The sequence below is a fragment of the Paenibacillus sp. 01T424 genome, assembly GCF_056398745.1.
The window spans coordinates 56,038-78,460 of the sequence record NZ_JBFTPZ010000027.1; the positions used below are offsets into that span (position 1 = coordinate 56,038).

Sequence of the window (22,423 nt, forward strand, 5' to 3'; positions counted from 1 at the left end):
GCTTAAATCAACGCCTTTCTGACTGCTTCCACTAGCTCTTCAATCGAGGTCGTTAAAGAACCTTCAATCCGGCATCCTGCTGCACGCACATGACCGCCACCACCGAATGCTTGCGCAATTGCGGCTACATTGGCTTTGCCTGCTGAACGCATGCTTGCTTTGACTGCACCTTCTTCTGTTTCTTTAAATAGAATGCCGACTTCAACTCCATCTACATTAAGCGCATAATTCACGATTCCTTCTAGATCTTCAGGAACAGCACCTGTATTGCGCAAATCATCTTTGCCAATATAGACCCAGCCGATCTCTAAGTTATCCGTAAATGTGAGGCGATTGAGTGCGAGCTGGAGAAGCTTGAGCTTCGCCATAGTCATTTTCTCTAGAAGATGATCAGCGAGCTCATTGCCGGACACACCTAAAGCGAGCAAATGCGAGGCAATCTCCATGACACGCGGACTCGTGTTGGAATAACGAAACCCGCCTGTATCGGTCAATAAACCAGTGTAGATTGCTGTTGCACAATTCACATCTAATGCGATTTCTGCTCTCTCGATTAAATCATACAATATTTCAACAGTAGCCGCAGCTTCTGCCTGTATAACATTTATGGTGCCAAATCCATTGTTTGTTGGATGATGATCGATATTAAGCAGCTTTGCATCTGGTGCAAAGCTGCTCGCTACCTCTCCAATACGTTTGAAATCCGCACAATCGACCGAAATAATGGCATCAAATGTTTGCTGATTTACATCGCGCTTGTAATTGAGAATTGAATCAAATTGATGTAAGAAACGAAGTCTGGACGGTAGCTCGCTTTCATTAATCAGTACTGCCGACTTCCCAAGTTTCTCAAGCATCCAGCCTACGACAACAGTAGAACTAATAGCGTCACCGTCAGGCTGTACATGTGATACGACCAAAAAATGATCGTAAGTTTTCATGAACGCCAGCGCTTCATCTAGCTGCATCGAATAGCTGCTTTGATTTATCATCGAGCTGAATTCCCATTGTTGATGTTTTCAAGCAATGCCTCGATGCGGCTGCCATATTCAATACTGCTGTCAAACTTGAACAGCAATACGGGTGTATGGCGAAGGCGCATGCGCTTGCCAAGCTCTGTACGAATAAATCCTGTTCCGCTCGCTAGTGCCTTAAGCGTCGCTTCCTTCTGCTCTTCGCTGCCAAGCACGCTTAAATACACTTTTGCTTGTGAGAGATCACTTGATGTTTCAACACCTGTTACAGTAATGAATCCGATTCTAGGATCTTTCAACTCTGTTTGTATAATTTGGCTCAGCTCTTTTTTAATCTGTTCGCCGACCCGCCCTACTCGGATTTTTGCCATGCTTTACTCACCTCTCTACTGATTCCATGACAAATGCTTCGATAATATCGCCTTCACGAACATCGTTGAAACGATCAAGCGTGATACCGCACTCATAACCTGCTGCAACTTCTTTAGCATCGTCTTTGAAACGTTTTAGGGATTCAATTTTGCCTGTGAAGACAACGATACCGCCACGAACCAAACGTGCTTCAGCGTTACGAGAAATTTTACCGTCAGTAATCATACAACCTGCAATTGCGCCAACTTTAGTCACTTTAAATACGTTACGAACTTCAGCGTGGCCAATAACAACCTCTTTGTAGATTGGATCAAGCATGCCTTTCATTGCTTGTTCAATCTCATCGATTACGTTGTAGATAACGCGGTGCATACGAACGTCAACCTTTTCTTGTGCAATCGTTGCTTCTGCTTGTGGATCAGGACGAACGTTAAATCCGATTACGATAGCATTGGAAGCTGACGCCAAAATGATATCCGATTCTGTAATCGCGCCAACACCGCTGTGGATGATTTTTACGCGAACGCCTTCGATTTCAATTTTTGCGAGCGAGCCTTTAAGTGCTTCGGAAGAACCTTGAACGTCGGATTTGATAATAACGTTCAGATCTTTAATTTCACCATCTTTGATATGGTTATACAGATCATCAAGCGTTACGCGTGTATTCGCACCCATATCCGATTGACGCTGTTTAATGGAACGACGATCAGCAATATCACGGGCTTTGCGCTCATCTTCAAATACCATGAACGGATCTCCAGCTAATGGAACTTCTGTTAGACCAGTAATTTCTACTGGCGTAGAAGGACCTGCTTCTTTTAAGCGACGGCCTTTATCATTAACCATTGCTCTAATACGGCCGAAGCAGTTACCTGCAACAAAAGCATCTCCAATTTTCAAAGTACCGTGTTGAACGAGAATACGTGCAACAGGACCTTTACCTTTATCAAGCTCAGCTTCGATAACAGTAGCGCGAGCGCGTTTGTTCGGGTTAGCTTTGTAGTCATTCATCTCAGCAACGAGCAAAATCATTTCAAGAAGGCCTTCAAGACCAATTCTTTGTTTAGCGGAAACTTCGACGAAAATAGTGTCGCCGCCCCACTCTTCCGGAACGAGTTCATATTCAGTCATTTCTTGTTTAATTTTCTCTGTATTCGCTTCTGGTTTATCGATTTTGTTAACCGCTACGATAATAGGAACGCCAGCTGCTTTTGCATGGTTGATGGCTTCAACCGTTTGCGGCATGATGCCGTCATCAGCTGCTACTACGATGATCGTAATGTCCGTTACCTGCGCACCGCGTGCACGCATAAGCGTAAACGCTTCGTGACCAGGTGTATCGAGGAACGTAATTTTTTTATGGTTAATTTCAACTTGATAAGCACCGATGTGCTGTGTAATTCCGCCGGCTTCTCCGCCTGTAACATTCGTTTTGCGAATGGCATCAAGCAAAGTTGTTTTACCGTGGTCAACGTGACCCATAATGGTAACAACCGGTGGACGTGTCACCAAATTTTCATCTTCGTCTGTTTCTTCTACAGTTTCGAAGGAATCTTCCTCAACAGGAATTTTCACTTCAACCTCTACCCCGTAGTCTGTTGCGATCAAATGAATCGCATCCATATCGATTTCTTGGTTGATCGTAGCCATTACGCCAAGGAAAATCAGTTTTTTAATAACTTCTGATGCATCCTTATGCAGTAATTTTGCCAATTCGCCAACAGTCATTGTACCGCGTACAATAATTTTCTTTGGCGTATTGTCAATTTTCTCGCGTGGCGGTTGTTGTTGGAACTTGCCGCCGCGACCTTTTTGACCACCACGGCCATTGTTGCCTCTGAAGCCGCCTGGTTTGCCGTCTTCAAATCTTTTTTGGCCAGGTCTTGCGTTTCTGTTGTCGTTACCGCGCGCTTGTCCTTGTGCTGGCTTAGAGTCGAAACGACTTTGGCCTGATGGTGCTGGACGGCTGCTTGCGTCTGAACGCGGAGCGCTTGGACGGCTGCCTGTATTGCTTTGTCCGCCTTGTGAAGGACGGCTTTGTCCAGATGATGCTGGACGACTGCTTTGACCGCCTTGACCTTGTGATGGACGGCTTGAACCCGCGTTAGAACCCGCTGGGCGATTACCTTGTCCGCCTTGTCCTTGGCTTGGACGGCTCGAATTAGAACTGCCTTGTGAAGGACGGTTGTTGCTTGATTGTGATGCTGGACGACTTGATTGTTGTCCTGCTGGTCTTTGTTCTGACTGCTGTTGGGTTGTTTGTGGTTTCGTATTAATAGAATTCATAGGCCCCTGTCTGTCTTGATTCGTATTTTTATTTTCTTGTACTGGCTGCGGCTTCTTCTCCTGCAGTTGTGGCTGCTGCGATTGCGGCTTGTTGGCAGTAGGTTGAGCGGAAGAAACCGTTACATTTGTTGTTTCTTGCGCGCGCTTTGCAGCTGCATTTTGTTTAATATTGCGGAAAAAACCTTCAACCTTATTTACCATTTCGTTTTCCATGACACTCATATGGTTATTGACTGGCAAATCAAGTCTTTTTAGGATCGTTATGATTTCTTTGCTGCTCATATTAAGTGACTTGGCATACTCGTAAACGCGCAGCTTATCTTTATTGTCCTTGCTGTCTTGTTTATTGTCCAATATGATCCACCTCCGTATTATGGCTCAGATGACTCGCAATCATTTTTCCGAATTGCGCATCGGTTACCGCTATTACAACCCGTTCTGGCTTACCAATCGCCTTTCCTAGTTGCTCACGGTCGAATGCTTCGGCGAGTTGTATTCCGTAGGTGTTGCATTTGTCACGAAACTTTTTTTTCGTATTGTCTGAAGCATCTCCTGCAAGGATAACGAGATGCACTTGTTTATTTCTTACAGCTTTGAGGACAATTTCATCGCCTGTAATCAGCTTTCCGGCACGCATTGCCATGCCAAGCTGTGATAAGCTCTTATTCTGCTTCATCGCTTATCAGCTCCTTACCAGCAATAAACTGTTCCTCTACCGCTATAAAATCCTGCTCAAGTTGATCGTAGATGTGTTCACCAACATGCTGCTTCAGTGCTCGATCAAGCGCCTTGGATTTCTTCGCTAATTTAAAGCAACTGACTTTACCGCATAAATATGCACCGCGGCCAGCTTGTTTGCCTTTCAGGTCAATCTGCACCTCTTCGGCCGGTGTCCGCACAATCCGAATGAGTTCCTTCTTCGGCATCATGTCCTGACAAGCGACGCATTTGCGAAGCGGTACTTTTCTCGGTCTCATTGTACACCCCTCCTCTGCCAGCTGAATTGACGCGTATCTGTTGAAAAATTCAGATTAGTCGATGGATACTGAATCCTGATGCATGACCGTAGTCATTGATTTCGGACGTCCATACTCCTGCTCTGCCTGCGTTTCGCTCTTGATATCGATTTTCCAGCCAGTCAGCTTGGCAGCAAGCCTTGCATTCTGACCTTTAATACCGATCGCAAGCGATAGTTGGTAATCCGGCACGATTACTCTGGCCATCTTCTCTTGTTCGAATACGATAACCTCTAGCACCTTTGAAGGGCTAAGAGCATTCGCAACATATTCATCCACGCTTTCAGACCAACGAACGATATCGATTTTTTCACCTTTAAGCTCGTTTACGATCGTCTGAACGCGCAGTCCTTTTTGGCCAACACATGAACCGACTGGATCAACCTCGGAGTTACGGGAATGAACCGCAATCTTTGAACGGAAGCCAGCTTCACGAGCAACCGAACGAATTTCTACTACTCCGTCATAGATCTCAGGCACTTCAAGCTCGAACAAACGTTTTAAAAGGCCAGGATGCGTGCGGGATAAAATGATTTGAGGACCTTTAGTCGTGTTCTCAACTTTCGTGATATACGACTTCACGCGGTCACCATGCTTAAACTTATCAGTTGGCATAAGTTCAGTCAAAGGCAATACAGCCTCAACCTTGCCTAGATCCACAAATAAATTGCGAACATCCTGACGTTGAACAATACCGTTAACGATATCTTCCTCTTTATCGATAAAAGCATTATAAATCAGTCCGCGCTCAGCCTCACGAATACGCTGAGTAACAACCTGCTTCGCTGTTTGAGCAGCGATACGTCCGAAATCACGCGGCGTAACTTCAATATCCGCAATATCGTCAAGCTGATAATGAGGATTGATTTCTCTTGAAGCCTCCACTGTAATTTCCAGACGCGGATCTAGTACTTCATCAACAACAGTCTTGCGGGCGTATACTTTGATAACACCAGTATGACGGTTAATATCGACGCGTACATTTTGAGCGGTATTAAAATTTCTTTTGTAGCTGGAGATAAGAGCAGCCTCAATGGCTTCAAGGAGCACATCCTTGGTAATCCCTTTGTCTCTTTCTATTTCTTGTAGTGCTTCAATAAAATCCATACTCATTGGACTGGATTTCCCCCTTTCAATATAGAAACGAATATTTAGAACACGATTGCGAGTCTGGCGCCAGCCACCTTATCGTAAGGAATGCTATATTCCTTTTTGGCTGTACGAACGACTGCATTTTCTCCATCAAATGCAAGTAGCAGCCCCTCAAATTCTTTAGCGCCGCTAATCGGTTCATATGTCGTTATGTAAACGTGCTTACCGATTGCTTTACGTACTTCATCTTCATTCCGAAGCGGTCTTTCTGCTCCTGGGGAAGATACTTCCAAGAAATAAACATCTGTAATTGGATCGTTTTTGTCCAATTGCTCACTTATGAATTCGCTGATACGACCGCAGTCATCGATGTCGATGCCGCCTTCTTTATCTACGAAAATACGAAGGAAATAATTGCTTCCTTCTTTTACATACTCAATATCAACCAGTTCAAATCCATTGCTGCTGAGGTATGGTGAAACCATTTCCTGGACAGCGGCTTTGATTTTGGATGTACTCAAATTCAGTTGACCTCCTGTTTATACGCACTATGCCATTTTGCCATTAACAAAACGTAAAGAGTGGGTTTCCCCACTCTTCTGCATCAAAGTCTTTATAATCATCATTGCCAGAAAAATTATAACATAACCGCACTATAGTGACAAGAAATCTTTTCTATTCAAGCCGCTTCTAGAACAGTGAAAGCTGATTAGATTCAGGTAATCCACGGAAGCAGCCCATGTTTCCAAGAACCTCAATAATCGTTTTTGTCGCCTTCGATTTCATTTGGAAATCCTCGATTGACAAGTACTCGCCATCGTCTCTTGAGGCTGCGATATTACGTGCGGCGTTATCGCCAATTCCCGCAATGGCAGCAAACGGCGGAATAAGGGAATCCCCATCTACAAGAAACTTCGTCGCGTCAGAACGATATAGATCGATCGGCTTAAAGGAGAAGCCGCGCGCTGTCATCTCAAGTGACATTTCCAGCTGCGACACCATGTTTTTCTCTTTAGGGAGGGCATTAAACCCTTTGGCTTCGATCTCGATCAGCTTACGCAAAATCGCATCATATCCTTGGCAAAGCAGCTCCAAATCAAAATCGTCCGCTCTTACTGTAAAGTAAGTAGCGTAATACTCTATTGGATGATAAAGCTTGAAATAGGCGGTGCGAACTGCCGATATGACGTAGGCCGCGGCATGTGCTTTCGGGAACATATACTCGATGCGCAGGCAAGAATCAATGTACCACTGCGGCACCTTACATCGCTTCATCTCTTCGATCCACTCTGGCGTCAAGCCTTTACCTTTACGTACACTTTCCGTAATTTTAAACGCGAGTCCAGCATCCATTCCAGCTTTATAAATCAAGAACAACATGATATCATCCCGGCAACCAATTACCGTCTTGATGTTGCAAGTGCCGTTCTTGATCAGCTCTTGTGCATTTCCTAGCCAAACTCCCGTGCCATGAGACAATCCGGAAATTTGCAGCAAATCGGCAAACGAAGAAGGCTGCGTCTCTTGAAGCATTTGACGAACGAACTTCGTTCCCATTTCCGGCACTCCGTAAGTAGCTACCGAAGAGCGAATTTGCTCGCCAGGCACGTTAAGTGCTTTGGTGGAGTTGAACATACTCATGACTTTAGGATCATTCATCGGTATTGACGTTGGATCAACGCCGGTCAAATCCTGCAGCATCCGCATCATTGTTGGATCATCGTGCCCCAGAATATCGAGCTTAAGCAAGTTTTCATCAAACGCGTGATAGTCAAAATGAGTTGTCTTCCATTCCGCATTCACATCGTCTGCTGGAAATTGAACAGGCGTTATATCTTCAACATCGATATAATCGGGAACAACGACGATGCCGCCTGGATGCTGTCCCGTGCTTCGTTTTACGCCCGTACAGCCACTAGCAAGTCTGGCAAGTTCAGCACCGCGCCATTTCTTGCCATGCTCTTCCTCATACTTCTTAGTGAAACCATAGGCCGTTTTCTCTGCAACCGTACCAATCGTTCCTGCACGGAACACACACTTCTCGCTAAACAATATTTTTGTATAGTTATGAGCTATCGGTTGATAGTCTCCGGAGAAGTTCAAATCGATATCGGGAACTTTATCGCCTTTGAAGCCCAGGAAGGTTTCGAACGGAATATCCTGTCCTTCACCCTTCATCGGCTTCTCGCAGTTCGGACATAATTTGTCCGGCAAATCGAAGCCGCTCGGAATGCTTCCGTCCAAAAACCATTCGCTATGCTTGCAATCCGAGTTTTTGCACAAGTAATGGGCAGGCAGCGGATTAACCTCTGAAATACCCAGGAATGTGGCAACGACTGAGGAACCAACCGATCCCCGTGAGCCGACCAAATATCCATCTGCGTTCGATTTCTTAACAAGCTTCTCCGAGATCAAGTAGTTGGCAGAAAACTTAAATTTGATAATAGGAATAAGTTCTTTCTCCAGCCTGTCGATAACGACCTGAGGAAGATCTTCCCCATACATCGACTTTGCTGTGTCATAACAGGTGTTGCGAATTTCCTCGTCGGCACCCTCAATAATTGGAGCAAATAGTCCCGTAGGGAACATATCATACGGCTCAAACCGATCAGCAAGCTCTACTGTATTCGTAATGACGACCTCACGAGCTCTTGCTTCCCCTAAAAATGCAAATTCCTCCAGCATTTCTTCCGTTGTACGGAAGTGAGCATCTGGTTTGCGTATACTCTTAAGCGGGCTAAAACCAGTGATCCCATGAATCGTTATGTCACGATACATTTTGTCGCGCGGATTCAAGTAATGAACGTTTCCTGTAGCAATAACCGGCTTGCCCAGCTCATCCCCGATTTGGCAAATCCGGCGATGCGCCTGCTCAATTTCCGCACGGCTGCCTACTAGCCCCTTCTCAACTAAGTGCATGTAGAAATCAATCGGCTGGATTTCAAGGACATCATAGAAACGTGCAACCTCCAGCGCTTCTTCGTACGATTTATTTAGAACCGTTTCGAAAAATTCACCTTTCTCGCAACCAGAAATAACGAGCAAGCCTTCACGGTGTGCAACAAGCTTCGTTTTTGGAATTGTTGCTACCCGTTTGAAATGCTCTGTATGCGAGATGGAAATAAGCTTGAATAAATTTTTCTTCCCAACAGCATTAAGTGCATAAATATTGCTGTGGAAAGGCCGAGAATTAGATAAATCAATGCCCACATAGTCATTTAACTGATGTAGATTCGTAATATTTCGCTCAGCTGCATCTGCAATCAAGCCATACAAAACGCCGCCAAGAGCAAGGGAATCGTCTACAGCGCGGTGATGGTTGTCGAGACTAACCTTATATTTATCTGCTAATGTATTCAAACGATGATTTTTGAGCGTTGGAAAAATAAATCGAGCAAGCTCCAGCGTATCGAGCACTGGATTTTTTACTTCCGGCATGCCAAAAGCTTTGCAGTTGGCTTGAATAAAGCCAATATCAAATCTTGCATTGTGGGCGACAAGAACATCATCACCAATGAATTCAATAAATTCTCTAAGCTTAGGCTCAATATCCGGCTGCCCTTTTACCATATCATCATTGATGTTAGTCAACTGCGTAATGTGGTAAGGAATTTTTTCATGCGGATCAATAAGGGTAGAGAAACGATCAATCTCTTTGCCATCACGCATTTTAACGCCGGCAAGCTCAATAATTTTGTTATTAATAACGGAAAGGCCCGTTGTCTCTATATCGAAAACAATATAAGTTGCTGTCGCAAGCGGTTCAGGTCTTGATTCCAGCACCATTGGCACTGCGTCGTTCACGATGTTCGCTTCAACACCAAAAAGCACTTTTATGCCGTGTTTTTTGGCTGACTTATTCGCATCCGGATAACATTGAACATTGCTATGGTCCGTTACTGCAATCGCCTTATGTCCCCATTTGGCAGCCGTCTTTACATAGACATCTACCGGAGTTACCGCATCCATAGCGCTCATGGTTGTATGGAGATGAAATTCGACGCGCTTTTCCTCCGCTTTATCCATACGCTCAGCAGGTGTTCTGACCTCATGCAAATCATTCGGCATCATCACAAGCTCCGGTTCTTGCATGAAGCGATCATATTCTATGCGGCCGCGAGCTTTGACCCACTTGCCATTGGCAAGCTGGTTCAATATTTTTACATCGTCCTTCGTCTTCGCAAACATCTTCATCGCGATAGAATCGGAGAAGTCAGTCACGTTGAACGTAAACAATGTGCTTCCGTTACGAAGCTCTTTCACTTCGAGGCCGAATACAGCGCCTTGTACTGTAATTTTTTTCTCTTCTTCGATGATATTCATCAATGGAACCGGCTCTTCCCGAATATCATAACCAACCGCTAGCTTGATTTCACTCTCATCGACGAGCTCAGACTCTGATTGCGCGCTCGCCATCAGCTCCTGCACATATTCCCGTTCTTCCTGCACCATCCGAAGGGAGAATTCATCCAAGATTTCTTGCCTGGATTCGCTGACGATCATTTTCACTTTGCATGCGCGCTGGAAATTTTCATTAAAGAAACGAATAATTTCATCATCCAATCGTTTCTTCCGAGCGAGATCCAATCCCGTATTGTCTAGAAGAGATAGAGTTAGTAAGTCTCCTTCAACCGTGATCGAAGATTTCTGCAGCCATCCATTTACGGAAGCGATCTCGCGCTGTGCCCACTCCATGAACAAACCCCAGTATTGCAGCACAATGGATTCAGTCTCTACAACAGGATCATAAATCAGCAAGAAACTGACTGCAGCGATAGACTCAAACTTCATTCTAGCCGCCTGGCATAGCCCATTATAGGCCTGTAAAGGCACCATGGACGTTTTGCGGATGCAAAACGTCCATTCTTGATTGCTGTTGCTAACGATAACTTGATCTATATATCCATCTTGAAAATAGGTTTGTATAAGTTCTTGCGGCAGCTGAATATGCTGTAAAAGCATTTCAAAACTCTGCCGTTTTTTTGCGGTTTGGCTCATAAAATACCACTCCTTAAGATCCGAACCGAACTAGCTTCAGTCCTTAATAAGCTCTTGCAAATACAACAGTATGTTTGGATGGATCTCCACATACGAGACATGTTTCTTTGTGCGATTCAGGGGCAAATGGAATATTCCGGCTTGTCGCTCCAGTTTCTTCCTTGACCTGCTTCTCGCAAGCAGCAGAGCCGCACCAGCCAGCTTCTACGAAGCCGCGCTGTTCTTCCAAAAAGCTTTTCATTTCATCAAGCGTTTCAACCGAACGAGAGTTGTCAATACGGAACTGCTTCGCACGATTAAACATTTCTTGATGCGTTTCTTCAAGCATAGCTTCAATTTCTGCTAGAAGATTAGCTTGCTGTACAATACGCTTCTCTCCAGTAACTCTGGAAACAAGCACAACTTGTCCATTTTCCATATCACGCGGTCCAAGCTCAAGGCGTAGTGGAACACCGCGCATCTCATATTCGTTAAACTTCCAGCCTGGGCTCACGTCAGCACGATCGTCCACGCGTACGCGAATACCGGCTTTCTTAAGCTCTGCATAAAGCTCATCCACACGGCCAACAACCTGCTCGCGCATTTTTGCAGGGCCAATTGGAATCATAACCACTTGTGTTGGAGCAACTTTAGGAGGCAGCACCAGACCACGATCATCGCCATGAACCATAATAAGGGCGCCGATTAGTCTTGTGCTCACGCCCCAAGAAGTTGTATGAGCGAATTGCAATGTATTCTCACGATCAAGGAATTTAATATCAAAAGCAACTGCAAACTTCGTACCCAAATAATGCGATGTTCCGGCTTGAACAGCCTTCCCGTCCTTCATCATCGCTTCGATCGAATACGTATCAACCGCACCAGCGAACCGCTCAGAAGGCGTTTTTTCACCTTTAATTACAGGGATAGCAAGGAATTCTTCAACGAACTGCGTGTAAACATCAAGCATCTGCATCGTCTCTTGACGCGCTTCCTCTTCTGTTTCATGCGCAGTATGGCCTTCTTGCCACAAAAACTCACTCGTACGAAGGAATGGCATTGTGCGCTTCTCCCAGCGAACGACGTTTGCCCATTGGTTAATGAGCAGCGGAAGATCGCGGTACGATTGAATCCATTTGGAATACATGTGTCCAAACATCGTTTCCGATGTTGGACGAATTGCAAGGCGTTCTTCGAGCTTCTCGCCAGCTGCTTCAGTTACCCAAGGCAGTTCGGGATTAAAACCTTCAACATGCTCTTTTTCTTTCTGGAAAAAGCTCTCTGGAATAAAGAGCGGGAAATACGCATTGCGATGTCCCGTCTCCTTAAAGCGGCGATCCAGATCACGCTGAATATTTTCCCAAAGCTCATAGCCCTCAGGACGGAACACAATACAGCCTCTTACAGGCGAATAATCCATAAGCTCGGCTTTTTTAATAACATCAATATACCATCTGGAGAAATCCTCGCTTTGAGGCGTGATTTCTGTAACAAACTGTTTATCCTTAGACATAAGCGACTATTTACTCCCCTTTTACCAATCGTAAAATATCATTATAAGTTACTACGAGCATTAATAACATGATGAGCGCGAAACCGACAAAATGTACCATGCTCTCACGGTTCGGATCAATCGGCCGGCGTCTAATCGCTTCAATTCCGAGGAATATGAGGCGGCTTCCATCAAGGGCAGGAATCGGCAGCAAATTAAATATTCCTAAATACAAGCTTAGCAGTGCTGTCCATGATGTTAACTGAGCAATGCCTTGCTGAGCAATCTGGCTTGTTACTTCTGCTGTTCGCACAGGTCCGCCAAGATCATCAAGCTTGAACTCTCCGAAAATAAGCTTCTTGAAGCCTTCAAAAATGCTTACTGTCATGTTTTTCATGAGCTTGCCTGCGCCTGTGAACGTTTCAGAGAAAGTAGCCGGACGTGTTGGCAATGCGGCACTGATCCCAACCTTGCCTACACCCTCTTTATTCGGTTCAGGTGTTATAACAACTTGCTGAGCTTTGCCGTCACGAATAATATCCATTTTAACAGGAACATTTGGTGATTTACCGATAATCGCGATCATTTTATCAAAATCAGCTCCGATTTTGATACCGTTGACTGCATCGATGACATCGCCCTTTTTCAAATCTACTTTATCAGCTGGCATGCCTTCTGATATTTCATTAACAAGCAGCTTATCAGGCGACTCAACAGGAACACCTGCTAACTGAATGTAGGTAGCAAACAATACAAATGCAAGCACAAAGTTCATCATAGGGCCAGCAAAAATAGCAAGTGCACGCTGCGCTACTGTTTTGCTGCCAAATTGTCTGTCGAGCGGCGCGATTTGTGTTTCTTTGCCTTTTGTGATCATTAAAGCAGTAGGGTGTACCGAGAAAATCTCGTTTTCCCCTTCTACGTCAAGTGTAACAGATAGCTTGCGCTCAAGATCGATCGCCACGATTTCTCCGCGAATAACACCGCTGCGGTCATCAAGACGATCCAAATAAAGTCTAGTCACTTTATTGTCTTTCAGACGAACCGCGATCGTTTGACCGGGCTGGACATCAACGATTTCTGGATCTTCTCCCGCCATTCGAACGAAACCGCCGGCAGGTATTAATCGAAGCGTATATCTCGTCTCGCCACGTTTTACCGAAAAAAGCTTCGGCCCGAAGCCAATTGCGAATTCTCGCACCAATATGCCTGCGCGTTTTGCGAAATAGTAATGACCCCATTCATGGATCGTTACGATCACGAAAAAAACGAGTATGGTCAAGAAAACAACTTGAATCATGTGCATTAAGCTGAAGCCTCCTGTTCGTTACGGCCTGTACATAGATTATCATTATTCTCCCGTCCGATACAAGAGAACCGGAATTTAACCGATATTATACGGATTGGGCCAGCTGTCTTGCCCAAGCGTCCACTTCTGAGATCATCTGCAAATCATTGATATCAGCTGCTTCGTGCTTGCCAACGACCGTTTCCAATATCCGTTCAATGTCAAGAAACGTAATTTCACCCTTCAAAAACCGTGCCACCGCAACCTCGTTTGCAGCATTGTATACTGCAGGAGCTGATTGACCTAGCTTCCCGCACTCGAATGCCAGCCTTAGACATGGATATCTTTCAAAATCCATCTCGCGAAAATGCAGCTTTCCGATTTGTGCCAGGTTCAGCCTGCTTGTCGGGGTTACATTCCGTTCCGGATATGACAACGCATATTGAATCGGTACTCGCATATCCGGCATTCCAAGCTGCGCGATTATGCTGTGATCGGTAAACTCCACATAAGAATGAATGATGCTCTCCGGATGAATAATGACACCTATTTGATCGTATGTAACATCGAACAGCCATCTTGCCTCAATAACTTCTAGCCCTTTATTAACCATAGTCGCTGAATCAATCGTAATTTTTGCGCCCATCGACCAATTGGGATGATTTAGCGCTTCAGCTACTGTTACACCCTCAAGCTGTTCTCTTGTGCGATCACGAAAGGAGCCGCCAGAGGCTGTTAATGTAATTTGATTGATAGATTTGCGATCTTCGCCGTTTAAGCATTGAAAAATCGCCGAATGTTCACTGTCTATCGGCAAAATCGATACTCCGCGCTGTTTCGCACGTTCCATTACGATATGACCTGCCGTTACGAGTGTCTCTTTGTTCGCCAAACCAATCATTTTCCCCGCATCAATCGCCGCCAATGTTGCCGGCAGCCCTCTGCTTCCCATAATTGCAGTCACAACGACATCAGCGTCCGTCCCAGCGGCTACTTCAACAAGTCCTTCTTCGCCATAGACAACCTTTGTTCCAGGCGGCATATGGGGACGAGCGGCTTCTGCGTCTGCTTTGGAAGCCAAGCTAACGAGCGAAGGTTTAAATTGTTTGGCTTGCTCTATAATCAAATCGACATTCGCACCAGCGGACAAGCCAACAACCTGATAACGATCAGGATCATGGGCAATAACGTCCAGCGTTTGTGTTCCGACTGAACCTGTCGAACCTAATATACTTATTTTTTTCACACAAAATCCTCCTGACTTATACAGGCAGCAGCCCGGTAAGCACTAACAGCGGAAACACAATTAGCCAGCTATCGCATCGATCAAGCACTCCGCCATGTCCTGGCAGAAGCGTACCTGTATCCTTTATATCTCTCACACGTTTATAAGCAGATTGAATCAAATCCCCAAACTGTCCAGCTACAGCGGCAATTAAACCGATTAGCAAAGCTTTTGGCAAATCAATAAAATCGGGCATCGTGAGTGCGAATACTGCCGATACGATTAAGGATAACAATACGCCGCCTAAGGCGCCTTCGATCGTTTTGTTCGGGCTGATTGAAGGCCATAGCTTCGTTTTCCCAATGGCTCGTCCAGTAAAATAAGCACCGATATCCGAAGCCCAAATACAGCCAAAGGACAAAAACGTCCACAATAGGCCATGCTCCTCAATTTGACGAGCTTCGCCCATTGCTGAAAAGCCGTAACCTACATATAAAGCGCCTAGCAACATAAGTGCGGCGCCATCAATTGTCGTTTTATTTTTGGTAATCACGGTTAGGGCAAGCAGCAAGAAGGCCAGCATCCAAACAATAGTCAGGAAAGATGGAATAACAATACCCCAATCAGACCATGGTAGCACAAACAGTAGCACACCCGCATATCCGAGCAAAGTTGACGGATGCGACCATGCTACACCATTCATTCGCGCATATTCAGTAAAACCAATAATAGCTAGCAATACGAGGAGAGTTGTATATAACCATCCGCCTGCTATTGTTAAACCTATGAAGCCTGCACCTGCTACAATTCCAGTAATCAATCGTTGTCTCAATGAAAAGTCACACTCCGTCGCTTGAAGCTACAATCCACCATATCGACGCGCGCGGCGCTGATACTCCAAAATCGCTTCTTGAAAATGCGCTTCCGTAAATTCAGGCCAATACACATCCGTAAACCACAATTCACTATAAGCAAGCTGCCACATCATAAAATTACTTAATCGCAATTCACCGCTTGTACGAATGAGCAAATCTGGATCAGGCAATCCACTTGTAAGCAAACGATCGGCCATTACTTTATCATCGATATCATCGATTGCAAGATTTCCTTGCTGAACCTCAGATGCGATGCTTTTCACAGCTTCAAGCATTTCCTTACGGCTTCCATAGTTTAAGGCAAAGTTTAGAACTAGCCCTGTATTGTTAGCGGTCTTTATAATGGCTTCTTCAACTGCACTGATCGTAAATGAAGGCAAATCCTCTTTATGTCCCATCATGCGAACCTGCACGTTGTTGGCTATCAATTCTTCTAATTCAATTTCAAGAAATTGCTGCGGAAGCTTCATAAGAAAATCCACTTCAGCTTTAGGTCTCTTCCAGTTTTCCGTTGAAAACGCATATAACGTCAAATATTTGACGCCTAACCGATCCGCTGCAATGGTAATACGTTTGACCGCTTTCATGCCGGAATGATGACCAGCCATACGTGGCAATCCACGATCTTTAGCCCAACGGCCGTTCCCATCCATTATAATTGCAACATGCTCAGGCACATTTTCTGAGGCCACAGAATCAGTCGGCTGTAAGGACGATTTGCCTAATTTGGCCCAAAGTCGCTCGATCATCTTACTTCCTCCCAACCGAAATCAAAACCAAACCCCACCTATCGGAGGGGCCCAGAGATTATTATACTTCCATAATTTCTTTTTCTTTGGCAACAAGCACTTTATCTACTTCAGCAATAAATTTATCAGTTGCCTTCTGAATATCCTCTTGGTGACCACGTGATTCATCTTCAGAAATTGTTGTTTTCTCAAGTTTTTTCACGCTGTCGTTAGCATCCCGACGAATATTGCGAATAGCTACCTTTGCTTCTTCGCCAAGCTTTTTCGAAGTTTTCACAAGCTCTGCCCGGCGCTCTTCTGTAAGCGGTGGGATAGAAAGACGAATCGATGCACCGTCATTGGAAGGTGTCAGTCCAAGATCCGATTTCATAATCGCTTTCTCGATTGCCGACATCGACGATTTGTCCCATGGTTGAATGAACAACGTACGAGAGTCTGGCGTACTGATGTTAGCAAGTTGATTGACAGGCGTCATTGCGCCGTAGTATTCCACTTGAATACGGTCAAGCAAAGATGAATTAGCTTTACCAGCGCGCAAAGACGACAAATCACGTTTTAGCGCGGAAATCGCTTTATCCATACGTTCTTCTGCGTTTTTTTTCAGCTCTTGTGGCATTATTTCGCACTTCCTCTCACTATCGTTCCGATTTTCTCACCCAGCACGACGCGTTTAATATTCCCTTTCTCTGTAATCGCAAATACGATAAGAGGAATATTATTATCCATGCAAAGTGAAGCTGCGGTTGAATCCATTACGCCTAGATTACGGTTAAGCATGTCGAGGTATGTAAGCTCCTCAAATTTCTCAGCTGTGCTATCTTTAAATGGATCAGCAGAATATACGCCATCCACTTTGTTTTTCGCCATTAATATTACTTCTGCTTCGATCTCAGCTGCGCGAAGCGCTGCTGTTGTATCTGTTGAGAAAAATGGATTACCAGTTCCTGCAGCAAAGATTACGACGCGTCCTTTTTCCAAATGACGGATAGCACGACGTCTGATGTACGGTTCAGCGATTTGTTGCATCGCGATCGATGTTTGTACGCGAGTAGGTACATCGATTTGTTCCAGTGCATCTTGAAGTGCAAGTGAATTCATAAGAGTAGCCAGCATTCCCATGTAATCAGCTGTTGCACGGTCTATGCCTTTTGCAGAACCTGCAATTCCACGCCAAATGTTGCCGCCTCCGACAACGATGGCCACTTCTATGCCAAGTGCTACGACTTCCTTCACCTGATCAGCAATTGAAGATATGACCGTCGCTTCAATGCCATAACCTTCCTGACCAGACAATGATTCACCGCTTACTTTCAAAACGATACGTTTATACACAGGATGCTCCAACGTTAATACCTCCATCATGCACCTCAGTAAATGAGGTCCTTCAAATATGTTCTAATCATACAAGCAGGCGGGGCGGACGCCCCGCCCCGCCTGTGCGTTCGGATTAATGTTTAACTTGAGCCATAACTTCTTCAACGAAATTGTCAACTTTTTTCTCTAGACCTTCACCAAGCTCATAACGAACGAAGCGACGGATGGAAATGTTTTCACCAATTTTGCTGATTTTTTCATTAAGCAATACGGAGATTGTTTTGTCTGGGTCTTTAATGAACGATTGCTCAAGAAGACAGAACTCTTCGTAGTATTTCGAGATACGGCCTTCAACCATTTTTTCAACGATTTTTTCAGGCTTGCCTTCGTTAAGTGCTTGAGCTTTCAAAATTTCGCGCTCTTTTTCAAGCTCTTCAGAAGAAACCTCGTCACGGCTAACGAATTTAGGGTTAGCTGCAGCGATTTGCATAGCTACGTCTCTTGCAAACTCACGGAATTGATCCGTTTTTGCAACGAAATCCGTTTCACAGTTTACTTCAACGATAACGCCGATACGGCCGCCTGCATGAATATACGATTCAACTACGCCTTCGGTTGCAATACGACCAGCTTTATTTGCTGCTGCCGCCAAACCTTTTTCACGAAGTACTGCAATTGCTTTTTCAACGTCATTGTTTGTTTCGTCCAAAGCTTTCTTGCAATCAAGCATTCCAGCTCCAGTTCTTTCACGAAGCTCTTTTACCGCGCTAGCACTAACTGCCATTGTAAGCCCTCCTATAGGTTTCACGAAGTCTATGTAGCTTCGAGAATCATTAATTGTTTTTTTTAGTGATTTACATTCAAAAAAAGGGCAGTGAGAGGTTTATCACCATCTGACCACCCTTTGTTGACTAATTAAAGCCTTTAAATTAAGCCGTTGTTTGTTCGCCTTGGTTAGCTTCAACGATTGCATCAGCCATTTTCGAAGTCAACAACTTAACGGCACGAATTGCATCATCGTTACCTGGGATTACGTAGTCAATTTCGTCTGGATCACAGTTCGTATCAACGATACCAACGATTGGGATACCAAGTTTGCGAGCTTCTGCAACAGCAATACGCTCTTTGCGTGGGTCGATAATGAACAACGCGCTTGGCAAACCTTTCATTCCTTTAATACCGCCAAGGAATTTTTCCAAACGGTCTTTTTCTTTGTTAAGGATGATAACTTCTTTCTTAGGTAGAACCTCGAAAGTGCCGTCTTCAGCCCATTTTTCAAGTTGTTTCAAACGATCAATACGTTTTTGAATCGTTTGGAAGTTAGTCAAAGTACCGCCCAACCAACGTTGGTTGATGTAGAAGTTGCCGCAACGCTCTGCTTCTTCTTTAACGGAATCTTGAGCTTGTTTTTTCGTACCTACGAACAGCATAGTGCCGCCGTCTGCAGCGATCGATTTAACAAAGTTGTACGCTTCGTCAACTTTTTTCACCGTTTTTTGCAAATCAATAATGTAAATCCCGTTTCTTTCTGTGAAGATATAACGATCCATCTTCGGGTTCCAACGACGAGTCTGATGACCGAAGTGTACCCCAGCTTCTAGTAGCTGTTTCATGGAAATAACCGCCATTTCTCCAACACCTCCTATAATGGTTTTTTTAGTGCTCCTCCGCTAGTCGCATCTTTCGCCAAAACTTCCGCCGGGCGGAAGCACCGTTTGACAAAATTGACCTGCGTGCGTTTTTAACACCGTGAATTAATATACCATAAATACACATCGCATGCAACAATCGTTTCAGAAAAGATAGGATAGCTATTTTTTGTTGGCAGTTAGAAGATTTACTTCTGAAGATGTTAAAGGCTCGCCGGTTACGATCCGAATGGCTTCTTCAACCGTTATCTCCTCATGAAACAAAAAATAACCGGCGCGAACCAGCTTCTTTGACTTTTTCATTTTTGATACAAAAGCGGTTTTATCTTTAATAATATTATTCGAAGCAAGCAGCTCTGCTGTATTCGTCAGACTAGAGCCTGCTTTAATTCTTATAACATGCTTGATCTCAGACTGTTCCTGAACAGGGACTGCCGTAGCCGTAGGCGCAGCTTTATCAGTCTTCGCCTCGCTTGTCTGCTCCTTAGCTTTGTCAGAATCAGCAGCAGGCTTAGTCTCCTGTCCCCCTGTGTTGTCCTTATTAAGCTGAAGCGAGTCTTGATTTGCCTTTAACAAAGCATCAACTTCTAGTTGAGTGTAAAGCTTCTCATCTGACTCTTTTCCTAAGTCACTTAGCCTTTGCCTGCTTTGCTCGCCAGAGAGCATCAGCTGGAACAACAAAGCGCCAATGATGATACCTGCACCTAATCCCATAAGAAATACTCGACTTTTAAGCATGGACAGAATCCTCCTGCTTAGCAAGCTGTATAATAAGCTGTACCTCACCTTTGTTCATACCAAGCTTTTTGGATATCGCTTCAATCGATTTCCCTTGCTCATAAAGTGTAAACAGCTCTTTATATCTGTCCTGGATGGTGTTCATCCGAACTGTCTCTTCTATAATATGTTCAACAACAGGCGCATCTTTAACAAGATGTTCATTCGAATTTAATGAGACCGCTGGCAATGGGGTTTCCACTGGACGAATATAGGCCGTGGACTTGGACATTTTCTTTTGCAACTGCTCTGTGAGCTGTTCGAATTTCCGCTCCAATTCTACAATACGCTGCTCCTTGCGATCCGCATCTAATTTCGATTCTTGCTGAGCAGTTCTAACGAGGAGCACGAGATCCTCATTATCCTTCTCCATGTTCTCCATAAACTGCTCCAGCGCGGTTTCCATGTTTTGCATCGATTGTGACGGTAGAGCTGTATCCTGCTTCTTACGAGGCATTACAAAGGCACCGACAATAACAACCGCTCCTAGTAATACGATATATTGCAAGTATGGCTGCATCGTTCATAGCCTGCCTTTCATATGATGCCTTCATTTTATAACTTAATATCAAGCCTATGGCCTTTGTACGGATGTGTAGGAGCCGCCTCCTGTTCATCAACATCCGAGGATAACTGTGTACGCTTACGTTTTGCCTGCTGATAAGCGTTACCTTGCTGACCTTCTTGATCACTGCGAATATGAAGTCCGTTTGATTGCTCGATCGCTGTGTTTTTCCCTCTTAGAAGCTCTGTTTGTTTGGCAGACTGATTGGCCAACATATTCTGATCAGCTACAGGTTTATGCATCGCTTGTCCATGCATGCCGCTGAATTCTTGCGTTCGTGGTACAGACATCTGCAAATCAATGGATTTGAACGTCATATCTGCTCACCCCTTTGCGCCATTCATCAATTTCAACCGTTATTTGGTATAAGGAATTAAGACGATATCCCCTTCGGAATAACGGAAGGTCACCCGCTGCGCTGAATCTTTCACAAACTTTGTGTACCTGCCAATTACAATTTTTGTTCCGCCAAATACAATATTGCTGACATCGATCTTCGATCGATCTGTGTTCTCCAGCGTTTTCTCTATCTCAAGAATACGGCTTCTCGTCTCATCATTCTCAAGCACGGTCTGACGTTTTGTGGCGGTCAGCTTAACGCGCAATGCCAGCTTCTCAGGAGTTAATTTCCCTGTCACAGCTAATTGATCCAAAATAACAAGCGCTTTATCCGTTTTATCTAAATTATCCATGTTCTGCCTTAACCTCGTTCTTAGCTCGAGCAGCTCCGAACGATATTCAGGGTTTACGCCTACTTCAATGGTTGTGGCTGTGGACATCGAGTTACCAATCGTTCGCGCGCTGACAAGGTCACCTGCTTGTACAAGTCCGCCTACGATCAATCCTTTAGCGCCAGAGCACACAACATTTTTCCCGGCTTTTACATGCGAATGCATGATGCTCTGAGATACCAGCACCTCTTCGCCCGCGATAACATTGCCTTCTTGTATAAATGAGCTCCGGACGTTTCGTCCAGCTTTTACAAAACCTTTGTTGCTTCCCAATATTCCGCCTGTAATTTCAACAGAGCCTTCTGATTCGATTTCTGCCCCTTCAACTCCGCCAATAACTCGGATATCGCCCGAAGCTTTAACCCTGAATCCGCTAAGAACATTGCCTCTGATGACTACTGTACCAACAAAATCAATATTGCCGACACTATAATCCACATCGCCGTTTACTTCGTAAACAGGAAACACATTAATTTTTTCTTTTTCAGTAAGCGAAATCAAGCCGTCAATTGCCGAATACATAGCCGTCTGCTCGTTGTTCAAAACGACATTTTTGCCTACTTTAAATCTAACGTGCTTGCCGAGCCTAGGTGCAATTTCTTCTCCCGTTACCGTCCTGCCAACAGGACCTGCTGTAGGCTCGAATCGCTCAGCAATCAATTGTCCACGCTTGACATTTTTCAGCTGAACAACTTCTTTAAAGTCAACCTTCCCATCTTCGAGCTCCGTTGGGGCGTTCACATTTTTATCCATATCATAAACTAGCTTCACATATCCGTCTTTACCAGGTGTAGGAGACTGCCCTTGCGCAACAAGTGTTTGTTCTTTGAAATATGCGAGAGGATTAGTGCCAATCTGACTCAGAACTTCTTTACGAAGGCCAAAAACGATCCCCTTGCTATGCAAGAATCGTTCTAGCTCATCGCCGTTACATTCGAATTCGTCCGAAATCCTGCTAAAGGTTAAAAATGCAGACAAATTATCGGCAGATGTCTGTATGCGTAGGTATGATTCTAATTGAAGATTTTCCACGTAGCTCCC

General features: G+C 44.7%; 21 protein-coding genes. All 21 read right to left on the bottom strand.

The window, feature by feature from the left end:
• Positions 1-2 precede the first annotated feature (2 nt).
• The gene (locus AC1DPK_RS19875; protein WP_441881246.1) at positions 3-992 is read right to left on the bottom strand and encodes a DHH family phosphoesterase; all 990 of its coding nucleotides are present in this window, start codon (positions 990-992) and stop codon (positions 3-5) included.
• The gene (rbfA, locus tag AC1DPK_RS19880) at positions 989-1,345 is read right to left on the bottom strand and encodes a 30S ribosome-binding factor RbfA (protein ID WP_054028943.1); all 357 of its coding nucleotides are present in this window, start codon (positions 1,343-1,345) and stop codon (positions 989-991) included. Before rbfA ends, AC1DPK_RS19875 begins: the two co-directional genes overlap by 4 nt.
• A gap of 7 nt (positions 1,346-1,352) precedes the next feature.
• Complete coding sequence (gene infB, locus AC1DPK_RS19885; protein ID WP_477511410.1) at positions 1,353-3,986, bottom strand: translation initiation factor IF-2; 2,634 nt, start codon at positions 3,984-3,986, stop codon at positions 1,353-1,355.
• Positions 3,976-4,308 carry a L7Ae/L30e/S12e/Gadd45 family ribosomal protein gene (locus tag AC1DPK_RS19890; protein WP_054028945.1) on the bottom strand — a complete coding sequence of 111 codons (333 nt, stop codon included), beginning with the start codon at positions 4,306-4,308 and terminating at the stop codon, positions 3,976-3,978. The genes infB and AC1DPK_RS19890 overlap by 11 nt, the downstream gene beginning before the upstream one ends.
• Positions 4,295-4,609 carry an RNase P modulator RnpM gene (rnpM, locus tag AC1DPK_RS19895; protein WP_076269184.1) on the bottom strand — a complete coding sequence of 105 codons (315 nt, stop codon included), beginning with the start codon at positions 4,607-4,609 and terminating at the stop codon, positions 4,295-4,297. The genes AC1DPK_RS19890 and rnpM overlap by 14 nt, the downstream gene beginning before the upstream one ends.
• Positions 4,610-4,663: 54 nt before the next feature.
• The gene (nusA, locus tag AC1DPK_RS19900; protein WP_054028947.1) at positions 4,664-5,761 is read right to left on the bottom strand and encodes a transcription termination factor NusA; all 1,098 of its coding nucleotides are present in this window, start codon (positions 5,759-5,761) and stop codon (positions 4,664-4,666) included.
• A 38-nt stretch (positions 5,762-5,799) separates the two neighbouring features.
• Entirely contained in the window at positions 5,800-6,261 is a 462-nt protein-coding gene (gene rimP / locus AC1DPK_RS19905) for a ribosome maturation factor RimP (RefSeq protein ID WP_477511411.1), read from the bottom strand.
• A 169-nt stretch (positions 6,262-6,430) separates the two neighbouring features.
• Positions 6,431-10,738, bottom strand: coding sequence for a PolC-type DNA polymerase III (locus tag AC1DPK_RS19910; protein ID WP_477511412.1), 4,308 nt, complete (start codon positions 10,736-10,738; stop codon positions 6,431-6,433).
• Positions 10,739-10,781: 43 nt separating this feature from the next.
• Complete coding sequence (proS, locus tag AC1DPK_RS19915) at positions 10,782-12,230, bottom strand: proline--tRNA ligase (RefSeq protein WP_076269181.1); 1,449 nt, start codon at positions 12,228-12,230, stop codon at positions 10,782-10,784.
• Between the two features lie 10 nt (positions 12,231-12,240).
• A complete protein-coding gene (gene rseP, locus AC1DPK_RS19920; protein WP_076269180.1) occupies positions 12,241-13,515 on the bottom strand; it encodes an RIP metalloprotease RseP in 1,275 nt (424 codons plus the stop codon).
• 88 nt (positions 13,516-13,603) lie between these two features.
• Positions 13,604-14,743 carry a 1-deoxy-D-xylulose-5-phosphate reductoisomerase gene (locus AC1DPK_RS19925; RefSeq protein ID WP_441881256.1) on the bottom strand — a complete coding sequence of 380 codons (1,140 nt, stop codon included), beginning with the start codon at positions 14,741-14,743 and terminating at the stop codon, positions 13,604-13,606.
• 16 nt (positions 14,744-14,759) lie between these two features.
• Complete coding sequence (locus tag AC1DPK_RS19930; RefSeq protein ID WP_430054928.1) at positions 14,760-15,554, bottom strand: phosphatidate cytidylyltransferase; 795 nt, start codon at positions 15,552-15,554, stop codon at positions 14,760-14,762.
• Positions 15,555-15,581: 27 nt separating this feature from the next.
• A complete protein-coding gene (locus AC1DPK_RS19935) occupies positions 15,582-16,346 on the bottom strand; it encodes an isoprenyl transferase (protein ID WP_076269177.1) in 765 nt (254 codons plus the stop codon).
• A 61-nt stretch (positions 16,347-16,407) separates the two neighbouring features.
• Entirely contained in the window at positions 16,408-16,962 is a 555-nt protein-coding gene (frr, locus tag AC1DPK_RS19940; RefSeq protein ID WP_339208952.1) for a ribosome recycling factor, read from the bottom strand.
• Positions 16,962-17,690, bottom strand: a complete 729-nt coding sequence (pyrH, locus tag AC1DPK_RS19945; protein WP_053377774.1) for a UMP kinase — start codon at positions 17,688-17,690, stop codon at positions 16,962-16,964. The genes frr and pyrH overlap by 1 nt, the downstream gene beginning before the upstream one ends.
• A 103-nt stretch (positions 17,691-17,793) precedes the next feature.
• Positions 17,794-18,468 carry a translation elongation factor Ts gene (tsf, locus tag AC1DPK_RS19950; RefSeq protein WP_339208950.1) on the bottom strand — a complete coding sequence of 225 codons (675 nt, stop codon included), beginning with the start codon at positions 18,466-18,468 and terminating at the stop codon, positions 17,794-17,796.
• 121 nt (positions 18,469-18,589) lie between these two features.
• Positions 18,590-19,288: a 30S ribosomal protein S2 gene (rpsB, locus tag AC1DPK_RS19955; protein ID WP_054028957.1), complete on the bottom strand. Its 699-nt coding sequence runs from the start codon at positions 19,286-19,288 to the stop codon at positions 18,590-18,592.
• Between the two features lie 183 nt (positions 19,289-19,471).
• Entirely contained in the window at positions 19,472-20,047 is a 576-nt protein-coding gene (locus AC1DPK_RS19960) for a hypothetical protein (protein WP_477511413.1), read from the bottom strand.
• Entirely contained in the window at positions 20,040-20,606 is a 567-nt protein-coding gene (locus AC1DPK_RS19965) for a DUF6115 domain-containing protein (protein WP_477511414.1), read from the bottom strand. The genes AC1DPK_RS19960 and AC1DPK_RS19965 overlap by 8 nt, the downstream gene beginning before the upstream one ends.
• Positions 20,607-20,641: 35 nt before the next feature.
• Positions 20,642-20,968 (bottom strand): hypothetical protein, encoded by a 327-nt coding sequence (locus tag AC1DPK_RS19970; RefSeq protein WP_477511415.1) that lies wholly within the window; start codon positions 20,966-20,968, stop codon positions 20,642-20,644.
• Between the two features lie 39 nt (positions 20,969-21,007).
• Complete coding sequence (locus tag AC1DPK_RS19975; RefSeq protein WP_477511416.1) at positions 21,008-22,414, bottom strand: DUF342 domain-containing protein; 1,407 nt, start codon at positions 22,412-22,414, stop codon at positions 21,008-21,010.
• Positions 22,415-22,423: the final 9 nt, after the last annotated feature.